We start from the raw sequence: 11874 nt of genomic DNA, 5'->3' as shown, positions 1-11874 counted from the left end.
TACCGGGCTGTGCTACATGAACCCAAGTTCAAGCCGTGCTTCGTCTGACATCATTTCCATGCCCCAGGGGGGCTCCCAGGTCAGTTCCACGTCAACTTCTTTTACGCCGGCCACGGGTTCGATTGCCTCGACGATCCACCCAGGCATTTCGCCGGCAACCGGGCAGCCGGGCGCGGTCAGTGTCATGATGACCTTGACCGCGTTTTCCTGGGTGATGTCGATCGTATAGATCAGACCCAGATCATAGATGTTTACAGGGATTTCGGGGTCATAAACCGTTCGGCAGGCGTCGACCACCGGCTCATAAAGAGGGTGTTCAATCGTTGAAGGGGCAATAAGAGGTGTGCCTTCAAACTGTTCGCTCGGGTGAGTCATTCGTGCCTCGGGTTTGTTACCTGACGAATTATATAGGGAAAGCCTCGGGCAGCGTCCAGAGGCACAATGACACCCCCTTAAGGGGTGCCATAAGAATTTAGTCGTTTATGTCATGTCTGAACTTCTTCACCTGGCCATGGGGCAGAGCAAAGACGCGGCGCAGGATCAGCCAGGCAATCAGCGACAAAGTCGCAAAGATCATAAGCAGGATCGGCAGCGACGGTACTATGCCAGGGATTGCCAGCAGAATACCCGTCAGCCCGGCCCCGATGGCGAAACCCAGAAAGATGAACCCAGGTAGGACTAATTCGAGGATGCCCAAAGCCAACGCGCCAGCCAGCCATAGCCACCATGTTAACCAAAAGGGATCAACCATTATGTACGTCCTTTCAGCATGTTGAAGGCGTTTCCGAAAGCTTCAAGCGCATTGGCAGGTACAACGATAGTCTGCGAGCCATTGCCGGTGCCCAGCGTGTTCAATGCCTCAACCTGTTTCAATGCAACCTGGTACTGAGCCGCTTCGATACCGTTTTCCTTAATCGCCTGGGCAACAACACTGGTTGCATAGGCTTCGGCTTCGGCTTGAATGCGGCGCGCTTTGGCCGTTTGTTCTGCCGCATAGAGTTCGGCGTCGGCCTGAAGCTCAACAGAACGTTTCTTGCCCTCAGCCTCGGTCACCTGCGCGCGGCGCGCGCGCTCAGCATTCAACTGTTGCAGCATCGCGTCACGGGTCGCCTGATCGAGGTTAACGTCCAAAATCTCGGCGCGCGTCACTTCGATCCCCCAGTCATCCACTGCGGTTTCGACGCTTCCTTGAATCTGAGTGATCAGTTGAGCACGGTTCGACTGAACTTCGTCCAGGTCCATCTTGCCGATTTCCGCCCGGACGATACCGGCAACGGTCGTCGCGATAGCACCATCTACATCGCGGATGCGGTAGACTGTCTTTTCCGGCTCTAGGATGCGGTAAAAGACCGAAGTGTCGATTTGGACCAGAACGTTATCTTTGGTGATTGCGTCCTGCGTTGCATTGGGAAGTTGGCGTTCCAGAATGGATATCTTGTGCCGCGCAACATCCAGTAAAGGAACGATAAAGTTGATGCCAGGGCCAAGCACCGAATGCAAGCGCCCGAACCGTTCGACCACATACTTTTCTGATTGCGGCACGATTTTAATGCCTTTTAGCGTGATGATGACGATCAATGCCGCCGCGAGCAGGTAAATTATGTTCGAAGAAAGCAATCCAATGATTTGGTCTTCGGTCATATCTGTCCTCTTTTATTGTGTACGATAGTATACATTTGGGGGTTGAATCGCCCTTTTTCAACTCTGGTATGGAGGGATTGTGCTTGGATTCAAAACGCTGATCCATGGATTTTGGTTAGTTTTTGCTATTGTGACCGCTTTGCATCCCCTCGCGTTTGCGCTATCGGGCTGGGATGAAACTGATTATTGATACAGACCCCGGCATCGACGATGCGATGGCCATTGCATATGCCGCTGCAGCCCCCGAGATTGACTTGATCGGCCTGACGACCGTTTTTGGCAACACCCACGTTCATCAATCCAGCCGCAATGCACGGTTTTTGGTGGATAAACTTGGGTTGGACATTCCCGTCGCCCAAGGCGCGGCCTACCCACAGGGAACAGGACACCACGCACCGTCCGAACACGTTCACGGTCCCGAAGGTTTTGGGGATATTACCGATATCCCGGAAATCGGGGCGAACCATGATTTGAATGCCACGGAATTCCTGGTGAAAATGGCGCGCCGCCACAAGGGAGAACTGACGGTTTGTGCAATCGGCCCCTTGACTAATATTGCTGCGGCGATGCGTCTGGATCCTGAGTTTTCGCAGAACATCAAACAGTTGGTGATCATGGGTGGGGCGGTTTTCTGCCCAGGCAACATCACGGAACATGCCGAAGCAAACATCTATCACGATGCCCTTGCCGCAAATGAGGTGTTTGCAGCACCGCCGGCGACCGTTGTGGTTGGTTTGGATGTCACCTTGAAAACGCTGTACAAAAGTGCGGATTTTGACGGTCTGGCCCAACGCTCGCCCGATATGGGGGCTTTCCTGCGCGACATCTCGGTATTTTACCTGAAATTCTACAAGGATATCGGTGGGTTGGAGGGCTGCGGCCTGCATGACTCGACTGCTGTGATCGCCTGCACCCATGGCACGATGTTCGAGATGGTCGAAACCGGGGTTGAGGTAATTGTGGGTGGTACGGAATCCGGTGCTACGCGTCCGGACTCGACGCGACCGGCTGTGCTGGTATGCCGGGATGTTGACGGGGCAGGGGTTGTTGATCTGTTTACCCGGCAGGTTGCCTCTTTACCCTGACAACTTGCAATGGCTGAACAGATCGGGCAAATCCTGCCCGGTTCAGCGACCCGAGGATGCCCAATGACAGACCGTTTCTCATTTGACCTGAAGGCCACCGACGGCAAGGCCCGCGCCGGGGTGATCCACACTCCGCGCGGTGAGGTGCGTACTCCGGCGTTCATGCCCGTAGGCACTGCTGCGACGGTCAAAGCGATGATGCCGGAAAGTGTTCGTGCAACCGGAGCCGATATCTTGTTGGGGAACACCTATCACCTGATGCTGCGCCCTACGGCTGAACGCATCGACCGTTTGGGCGGGTTGCACAAGTTCATGAACTGGGATCGCCCGATCCTGACGGATTCCGGTGGATTTCAGGTCATGTCCCTGGCTGGTCTGCGCAAGCTGACCGAAAAGGGCGTGACCTTCAAATCTCATGTCGATGGGTCCAAGCACGAGCTGACCCCGGAACGCTCGATGGAGATTCAGCGTCTGCTCGGATCAGACATCGTGATGTGTTTTGACGAATGTCCGGCCTTACCCGCAGATCGAGATCGAATTGCTGAATCAATGCGCCTGTCGATGCGATGGGCCGATCGATCGCGACAGGCTTTCGGCGACCGTCCTGGGCATGCGTTGTTTGGGATCATGCAAGGCGGGCTGGAACAGGATTTACGCGAAGAAAGTGCCGAGGCGCTGAAAGCGATCGGATTCGAAGGTTACGCGGTTGGCGGTCTGGCCGTGGGCGAAGGTCAGGAGGCAATGTTTGGTTGCCTTGACTACGCTCCTGACTTCCTGCCAGCCGACAGACCGCGCTATTTGATGGGCGTTGGAAAGCCTGACGACATTGTCGGAGCTGTCGCCCGCGGGATCGACATGATGGATTGTGTCTTACCCTCACGGTCCGGTCGCACAGGACAGGTGTTCACTCGTTACGGCGTGGTCAACATAAAGAATGCCCGCCACGCAGATGACCCGCGCCCGCTGGATGAGGCCTGCTCATGCCCGGCTTGTTCGAACTATTCTCGCGCCTATCTACACCATGTGTTCCGCTCGAACGAGATGATCTCGGGCATGCTGCTGACCTGGCATAATCTGCACTATTTTCAGGAAATCATGCAGGGTATGCGCGATGCCATTGCTGCTGGCACATTCGATGTATGGCAGGCGACCTTCCATGCGCAGCGCGCGCAAGGGGATATTGAACAGATTTAGGTTCAGCGCCTTTTCAGTCGACCTAACAAGACACCAGATTGAGGGCGCTTTATCTGCGTTTACCGAACAGCCAGCGCTTCTTTTGTGGTTTTGCATCGAGGTCGTAGCCAAACCCTTCGAAAAAGCTACGAACTTCTGGTGTCAACATCCCACGGCCACTTGCATATTGAGGCAGGTCGAAGCCACCGCCATAGTTCAGCTCGACAACGACCGGACCAGACTCGGTTATAGCGATGTCGGTCGACTGATATCGAATTGGCTGAAAGGTTCTTGCAGCACGGTCATTTATTTCGATCAATTCGTCCCAAAAAGGCAGTTTCAAGCCCATTAAACCGGGGTTGTCAGGATGGTCATCCAGGAATTCTGTTTCCATCTTGGCGCGGCGCGCGACGGTTTCGATAACACCGGTTTCGATATTGATCGAACAAGCAAGGTTCCCCGGTCTCCAGAAGGCGTCCGCAATATTGGGGCCCTGCGGAAGTTTAATAACGGCAATTGGGCAAAAGACGTCGTTTTCTCTTACCAGAGTAACCATTCGCACCGTTGCAAGGGCTGAAGCGTAGTCTTGGATTGCAGAGTGATTTTTGAGCAAAGGTTGCACGACATATGAATTCTGCCCAACGAACTCGTCTAGGAATGCCTCATAGGTGATCGGCGGTTGGCCTGCACAAGTGATAGTGGATTGATCCGCATCCTCGATCAAAAAGGCCCCAAAGCTTACCATCCCCTCGACGATCTTTCCAAAAAGCCCACCTTCCAGATGGTTGCAAACGAGATCGCGCAACGCCTCTGGAGTGTTGATCTTCGTAACCCCGGGGTAGTGTCGGTTCGAACGGTCGATGACGCCAACGGTTTCCGGGACAGGTACACCCGCTGTTTCAAGCAAAGTAGAAGCCAGTATCTTGTCTTCTGCGGCACTGTTCCAACCATGGTGGTTACACTTGTGGGCGATGGGCCAATGGAGATCATTGGAGATGTATGCCGCGCGTTCGGCGTCGGTAAAGCGGTCTTCGTGATGAAGGCCATTGCGCACATACTCAACCATATTCAAACGGCTGGGAGGCTTTGCCATTTGATTGAAGCTCCGTTGGACTTGTAAAACAGAGCGCCCAGAGCTTTTGGCGGCATGCGCTAAAAGCGTCGCATGATCGGAGTCGCGGGCAGATAGGTACCGTTGATGGTCAGATTCCGCAGCATTGATATTTTTTGGATTTGTCATCTCTACGACTCACAGTAATCGATCAGAAGTTGGGGTATGCAATCATATTGTTTGCAATGATGGCAGGCTTTGGGCAGCTGCCTGTTAGATAGTGTTGTACTTTTGCTGTTGGTTTCTGAATTTCCAGGCAGGCAATTGCTGAAGAAACCAAGCGGGGTCAAATTGAGAATTTGACAAGACCGATCATGTTATCGTCTTGCGGAGGCGCAACCTTCCGGTCATTGTTAGGTCCACTACAGGTAAGGTTGAAATAGGACGCTTGGCGCACCACCTTTACCTTCCAGACAGGAGACGGCCGGGGGTTGCCTAGATGAGGGACCAGTGCCGTCTTGCCAAAGATAAGGATTGAGCATGCAAGAGCCCCTGAATTCCTCATACCCAGTACTTCCGCTACGCGACATTGTGGTTTTTCCTCATATGATCGTGCCTTTGTTCGTGGGTCGGGAAAGGTCTGTCCGCGCACTTGAGGAAGTGATGCAGGACGATAAGCAAATTCTGCTGTCTAGCCAGATTGATCCAGGTGATGACGATCCGGAAATCGACGGAATCTATCGCTCGGGCGTGCTGGCAAATGTGCTGCAGCTGCTGAAGCTTCCAGATGGAACCGTGAAAGTTCTGGTCGAGGGGCAAGCGCGCGTACAGATTACAGAATACCTTGATAACGAAGAGTTTTTTGAGGCTCGTGCAGAATATCTGACCGAGATTCCGGGTGATGTGACCACTACACAAGCGTTGCTTCGCACCGTTGCCGACGAGTTCGAGCGCTATGCCAAAGTCCGCAAGAACATTCCCGAAGAAGCACTGACCGCTGTTGGCGAAACCGCCGAACCCGCCAAGTTGGCCGACCTTGTGTCGGGGCATCTAGGTATCGAGGTCGAGCAAAAGCAGGAACTGCTGGAAACACTGTCGGTCAGCGAACGGCTTGAAAAGGTCTATGGCCTGATGCAGGGCGAGATGTCGGTTCTGCAGGTCGAGAAAAAGATCAAGACCCGTGTCAAAACCCAGATGGAGAAGACACAGCGTGAATATTATCTGAATGAGCAGATGAAAGCCATTCAGAAGGAACTTGGCGATGGCGAAGACGGCTCGAACGAAGTGGCCGAGCTGGAAGAGAAAATCGCCGAAACCAAGCTGTCGAAAGAGGCGCGTGAAAAGGCCGAAGGTGAGCTGAAGAAGCTGCGCAATATGAGCCCGATGTCGGCTGAGGCCACGGTCGTGCGCAATTACCTCGACTGGATTTTGGCTCTGCCTTGGGGCACCAAGTCCCGCGTTAAAAAGGATCTGGGCCGCGCACAGGAAATTCTGGACGACGATCACTATGGGCTTGAGAAGGTCAAGGAACGGATCGTCGAATATCTGGCGGTTCAACAGCGGTCGAAAAAGCTGAAAGGCCCGATCCTGTGCCTTGTTGGCCCTCCGGGCGTTGGTAAAACGTCGCTGGGTAAATCCGTTGCCAAAGCTACTGGGCGCGAGTTCATTCGCATCAGTCTCGGCGGCGTGCGCGACGAATCCGAGATCCGCGGCCACCGCCGGACCTATATCGGCTCAATGCCCGGCAAGATTATCCAGGCGCTGAAAAAGGCGAAAACCACGAACCCGCTGATCTTGTTGGATGAAATCGACAAGATGGGGCAGGATTTCCGTGGCGATCCGGCCTCGGCCATGCTGGAAGTGTTGGACCCGGAACAGAACAGCACGTTCATGGATCACTACCTTGAGGTTGAATATGACCTATCCAACGTGATGTTCCTGACTACTTCCAACAGCTATAACATGCCCGGGCCTTTGCTCGACCGGATGGAGATCATTCCTCTGGCGGGCTACACCGAAGATGAAAAGAGCGAGATCGCCAAGCAGCACCTGATCAGTAAGCAGATCAAGAACCACGGTCTGAAAGCAAAAGAGTTCGAACTATCCGATGAGGCGCTGCAATCGATTATCCGCACCTACACCCGAGAAGCTGGCGTGCGGAACCTTGAACGCGAAATCGCCAAGGTGGCGCGGAAGTCGCTGACCAAGATCATCAAGAAAGAGGCGGAGTCGGTCACGGTGACGCCGGACAATCTGGATGAATTCTTGGGGGTGCCCAAGTTCCGCTATGGTCTGGCCGAACAGGACGATCAGGTTGGGGTTGTAACCGGTCTGGCCTGGACTTCCGTTGGCGGCGATCTGCTGCATATTGAGGCGCTGAAACTGCCCGGTAAGGGGCGGATGAAAACCACGGGTAAGCTGGGCGATGTGATGAAGGAATCCATCGATGCGGCCTCATCTTATGTGCGGTCAATCTCACCTAAGATCGGGGTGAAGCCACCCAAATTCGACAACTTGGACATCCACGTCCACGTACCGGACGGGGCAACGCCCAAGGATGGTCCTTCGGCCGGTTTGGCAATGGTGACCTCAATCGTATCGGTTCTGACGGGTATCCCGGTGCACAAGGATATTGCCATGACAGGAGAGGTTTCCTTGCGCGGCAATGCGATGCCCATCGGTGGATTGAAGGAAAAGCTGCTGGCGGCTCTGCGCGGCGGGATCAAGACTGTTCTGATTCCGGAAGAGAATGAGAAAGACCTGGCCGAAATTCCTGACAACGTGAAGGAGGGGCTGAAAATCATCCCGGTCACGCATGTTTCGGAAGTTCTGAAACACGCTCTGGTTCGGGATCCTGAACCTGTCGAATGGGACGAAGCCGCAGAAGAGGCCGCCGCGGCTGCAGCCAAAACGGCTGAGAACACGTCCCCGTCCGCCAGGGCGCACTAAAGGTCAGAATATGGCAATCAGGGGCGGGGTTAGCACCTCGCCCTTTTTCTTTGGTCAGACCAAATAGTCAGCCAATTACTGGCTTTGCATGTCGGATCGCAGAGTAGAGAAATGGTGGGTGATAAGAGATTTGAACTCCTGACATCTTCGATGTGAACGAAGCGCTCTAACCCAATCCGCAAACGCAACAAGGTGCTGCCTTCCACTGTCATCACCAGCACTCAGTTGCAAAGATGCCTCGTGTTGTCAGTAGTTTGAAGCTGGCATACTCGACGCAAAACCGCAAGGCCACCGGCTGCGGCCACTTTGGCAAACGATTGGGAACGCGCCGAGAATTGCAACACAAGTGCAGCGGAGGCGCAGCGGTGTTAGTCACACCAGGGGGTGCACGGGGGCAGTTTGCGGCGTGGTGTAGTTAGATACCCTCTCGAAAAAATATGCCCTAAATTTTCGCACCGACACTATGAAGAAAGTTAGCCTTTTGGGCGTTCTTCGTTACGAACGGCTCGATACTCTCTACGCGCCATGTCACGGTTACATTAGGTCAAGAGCAAAACGTTGTGGCAACGAACTTTGGGCGCTGTCAAATAGCCGGTCGTGTGTTCCAAAAACACTTCAAAGACAATCATAATCTTCCTCTCCTGAGTAATTGGCACATGCCAAAAAGTCTTGTGATTGTGTGGAGTTGAAACGACCCGTGCAAAACCTGATAAACCACCTGGCCCTGTCAGCGAAAGGGTGGCATATCTCTCTTCAATTTGGCAGAGCAGCGTACTACAGGGCCTGGAGAAACAAAAAATGTCAGCAGCAAAACAACAAGTTACTTGGGACCCATTGGAGGCGGCAGGGAGCATTGATGCGAATGTTCTTGCCTCCGCAAAAAAACGTGAAATCAAAAACATTCTCAAGTCATACGTGAGTAACTATGATCCGTTCTCGGAACTCATTCAAAATGCGATGGATGCCGTCGAAAAACGATTTGGTTCCGATGGTGCCGACAACGCCAAGTTAAAGATATCTATTAATCTCTTGGAAAATTCCGTTGAAGTGATCGACAATGGTTGCGGCTTTGAAGAAGCTGAATTCAAAGCGTTCCTTGCGCCTAGTATATCTTTCAAGTCAGGGGGCGAGACACGGGGCAACAAAGGCGTCGGCGTAACTTATATCGCGTATGGTTTTAACGAGCTGACGATTAGAACCAAAAATGATTTTTTTGCCTACGAAGGCGTGATGCGCCGAGGTCGCGAATGGATCGAAGATCAGGCGGCAACAGTGTCACGCCCGATGATTGAACCGGCAAAATCCGGGAGTGACGTTTTTGACCAGCTGGATCAGGGTACAAGTTTCAAGATTTCATTTTCCGGGGATCATGTTCGTCCGAGCAACCTGGGCTGGTACAAAGCCAAGACTGCCGAACAGTGGCTATATATGTTGCTTGTTAAAACCCCCCTTGGTTCCATCAATCTTCCCGATTGCTCCGCTGCCAAAATTCAGTTCGACCTGGAGGTTGTTGATGAAAAAGGGCACAAGACAACGGTTGATAGCCTGGCTCCAAAATACAAATTCCCGCATCTGGAAATCAAGGCAAGTCAGCAGCTTAGAAAAATTGTCGCCGCTCAACAGAATGCACTCAACAAAGGTAAAGACCCTTCAAAGGCCATTGATAAATACAGAAAGTCAAACGGTATTTGGGAGGCTTACTCTTGCGACGAAGCTCTTGAATTAGCCAAGCTTTCCCCACAAGAGATCGAACTTGCTAAGGATCACAACCTGACTGCCTACGGCTACTTTGTCTATTCGACCGAAGTTTGGGATCAATTGAATGACAAAAAAGCAAAACTGCGCAAAGGGCTGCGGATTATACGAGGTGGGTTACAGATCGCCAGCAATAGTATGGCCCAGGGTGAGTTAATAACTATTCCTTTGACAAAAAGTATCGGCCATCAAAACCAAAGCCATGTCATTGTGCACCTTGAAGGCGCTGAACCTGACCTGGGCCGGAAGGGGTTTCAGCCGGAACTCAAAGAGTTGGCTGAAAAAATTGCTGTCGGGATTGTTAGGCATCTTAGTGCAAGAAGAGAAGATATCTTAAAATCTGATAGTGGTGCCCAAGCCGACATCGAAAAAGAAATCAAAGTTCATGAATGGCTAAAGAACCAAGAAAAACATGAAGCAGAGCATCCATTGGTTCTGAAGAACGACAAGTTCTTTTTACCGACTAGAAAAATCTCTGTCATGTGCGTTCCGCAAAGCGAGCAAGATGTCATTGTCCTTTTCAATCAGCTTATCGCTGGTGGTGTTATTCGCGGATTGAAACTGCTAGCCACTTCTCAATCGTCTCAATACGATGGTGTGTTTAGGTATTCTGCCGAAGACCCGCTCGTTGATTATGTTTACGACAAAGATATCAACCCACTCGGTGTTTTTGAGGAGCAACTTACCAAGGAATACACAACCCAACCAAAGGTCTTGGAATACAAGTATTGCCTGGATGGGTTGATTAGAGAGTTCGAAGGTGGCGACAAACATGAAAACGATATCGATCTGGCAGTGTTCTGGGAGATGGGCAAAGAGTTCGACAAAGAATACTCAGTCGTTTCATACCTTGATGAGGAGCAAACACATCACCGTACTCACCATGGTTTGACACACCGTCTAAACTCAGCGAATTCACACATTGAAGTCATATGCCTCAAAGAACTGTTCCAACTGTTGAATGACCCAAAGGAGGCGCACGCCTATCAGCAATCGGAATATGGCGACGACATTTAGTGCATTTCAGAATGCATTTTCAGTAGACGGATGTGACCCGTTTGTAGGTTGCAAGCCTTAAAACCCTAGATAGGCTGGAAGTCTAAAAGGGAAGTAGCTTGATGTGTGTCGAACATTCGCATTGTGACTTGTGAGCGCCAATCTTAACGTTGGCGCAACCTTCATAGTCTGTGGAACCTGGCAATTTCAAAGAAGATAGATGCAAACCCGCAGGGGCGAGGCTTATCCAAACGCTCCACCTCCAGTGTGAAGCATTCGGGGTGGTCTTTCCGCAGTTTTTGCAGGTACTGCAGCAGCACCGATCCTTCCGAAAGGTACGTGTAAATCGTCACGGACTTGGGCTTGAGCAAGAGTTCTTTGGGAATGGCGAGCACGAACAGCTTCTCGCTTATGCGATACAGTGCACCCGACTTGGCCTTTTCATATAGTGATCGGTTAAGTGTCTTGTCCCCTATGCGGTATAACTCATCCCACTTTTCTGTTGGAACAATACGTCCGTCAGGCTCCTCTTCTGCCATGCCAAGACCGAGGTAAACTGCATCAAAGTCAATCTTTCGGATTGTCTGGTCCACCTCGAAAGGGTTTACGACTTCGTCGATGATGAGATTGTATCCACTAAGCAAGTGATCGACTTCGATGGTCGGTTTGCCGTGGCTGTCGAACTCAGTACATCTCGCAACCCCAGTGTCTTGGGTTGCCAGAGTTCCGAGCCGGTAGAATAGTTGATGAGTACAAGCGATTGACTTACCCGCCTGGATTAACTTTTCGCAGTGATCGCGTTTGTTGCCGCCGTTGCAAATAGGCTGTGTCAGAATGAAATCGGAATTTTTTCGGGCGTCTTCGATAAACCTGTCTACCTCACTTAAGTAAGGGACAACGGCGATATACTTCTCCGACTTTTTGAAGCTGCGGTTTATTTGTGTGGATTTGCCATAGCCACATGGCAAGTCGACAACACGAATGTGGGACATGAAAGTCTCCTGTGTTTGGTCCATTGGACCCATTTCTTGGAATACGCTCTGACTGATGCCGAGCAGATGGATTTGCCCCGTTAGGGCGATTGGGAGAAAATCCCGGTGAGCACGCAATGGCTAAACTAGAGGGATCAATAGCCCACTTTTTAGTACCTTTGCTTACAGGTCAGCGTGATTTAGTGTTTATTTACTTATGCTTAATTGCCACTTACTCCACTCGCATTGGAGT

At 51.9% G+C, this 11874-nt stretch carries 9 protein-coding genes; 4 read left to right on the top strand and 5 right to left on the bottom strand.

All coding sequences use genetic code 11. From position 1 onward, the window contains the following. Nucleotides 1-12: 12 nt before the first annotated feature. The 3 genes from AC2FLG_RS01360 to AC2FLG_RS01350 all read right to left on the bottom strand — a co-directional run bounded on the left by AC2FLG_RS01360 (nucleotide 13) and on the right by AC2FLG_RS01350 (nucleotide 1641). Nucleotides 13-375, bottom strand: a complete 363-nt coding sequence (locus AC2FLG_RS01360; protein ID WP_142634063.1) for an SUF system Fe-S cluster assembly protein — start codon at nucleotides 373-375, stop codon at nucleotides 13-15. A 97-nt stretch (nucleotides 376-472) separates the two neighbouring features. Next, nucleotides 473-751 (bottom strand): NfeD family protein, encoded by a 279-nt coding sequence (locus AC2FLG_RS01355; protein ID WP_496704697.1) that lies wholly within the window; start codon nucleotides 749-751, stop codon nucleotides 473-475. Next, a complete protein-coding gene (locus AC2FLG_RS01350; protein WP_142634059.1) occupies nucleotides 751-1641 on the bottom strand; it encodes an SPFH domain-containing protein in 891 nt (296 codons plus the stop codon). Before AC2FLG_RS01350 ends, AC2FLG_RS01355 begins: the two co-directional genes overlap by 1 nt. A gap of 173 nt (nucleotides 1642-1814) precedes the next feature. On the opposite strand from AC2FLG_RS01350, the gene AC2FLG_RS01345 reads away from it, so the two are divergent. Continuing rightward, the gene (locus AC2FLG_RS01345) at nucleotides 1815-2726 is read left to right on the top strand and encodes a nucleoside hydrolase (protein ID WP_496700227.1); all 912 of its coding nucleotides are present in this window, start codon (nucleotides 1815-1817) and stop codon (nucleotides 2724-2726) included. 63 nt (nucleotides 2727-2789) lie between these two features. Further along, nucleotides 2790-3920 carry a tRNA guanosine(34) transglycosylase Tgt gene (tgt, locus tag AC2FLG_RS01340; protein ID WP_281994679.1) on the top strand — a complete coding sequence of 377 codons (1131 nt, stop codon included), beginning with the start codon at nucleotides 2790-2792 and terminating at the stop codon, nucleotides 3918-3920. A gap of 49 nt (nucleotides 3921-3969) precedes the next feature. Here tgt and AC2FLG_RS01335 read toward each other — a convergent pair whose 3' ends face one another. Further along, nucleotides 3970-5139 carry a sugar-transfer associated ATP-grasp domain-containing protein gene (locus tag AC2FLG_RS01335; RefSeq protein ID WP_496704695.1) on the bottom strand — a complete coding sequence of 390 codons (1170 nt, stop codon included), beginning with the start codon at nucleotides 5137-5139 and terminating at the stop codon, nucleotides 3970-3972. 351 nt (nucleotides 5140-5490) lie between these two features. On the opposite strand from AC2FLG_RS01335, the gene lon reads away from it, so the two are divergent. After that, nucleotides 5491-7899, top strand: a complete 2409-nt coding sequence (lon, locus tag AC2FLG_RS01330) for an endopeptidase La (RefSeq protein WP_496691307.1) — start codon at nucleotides 5491-5493, stop codon at nucleotides 7897-7899. A gap of 675 nt (nucleotides 7900-8574) precedes the next feature. Then, a complete protein-coding gene (locus tag AC2FLG_RS01325) occupies nucleotides 8575-10671 on the top strand; it encodes an ATP-binding protein (protein ID WP_496704694.1) in 2097 nt (698 codons plus the stop codon). 161 nt (nucleotides 10672-10832) lie between these two features. Here AC2FLG_RS01325 and AC2FLG_RS01320 read toward each other — a convergent pair whose 3' ends face one another. Continuing rightward, nucleotides 10833-11642: a hypothetical protein gene (locus AC2FLG_RS01320; protein WP_496704692.1), complete on the bottom strand. Its 810-nt coding sequence runs from the start codon at nucleotides 11640-11642 to the stop codon at nucleotides 10833-10835. Nucleotides 11643-11874: the final 232 nt, after the last annotated feature.

It is taken from the genome of Ruegeria sp. CDSA193 (genome assembly GCF_059611885.1).
This window is presented reverse-complemented; position numbering and strand designations above follow the sequence as displayed.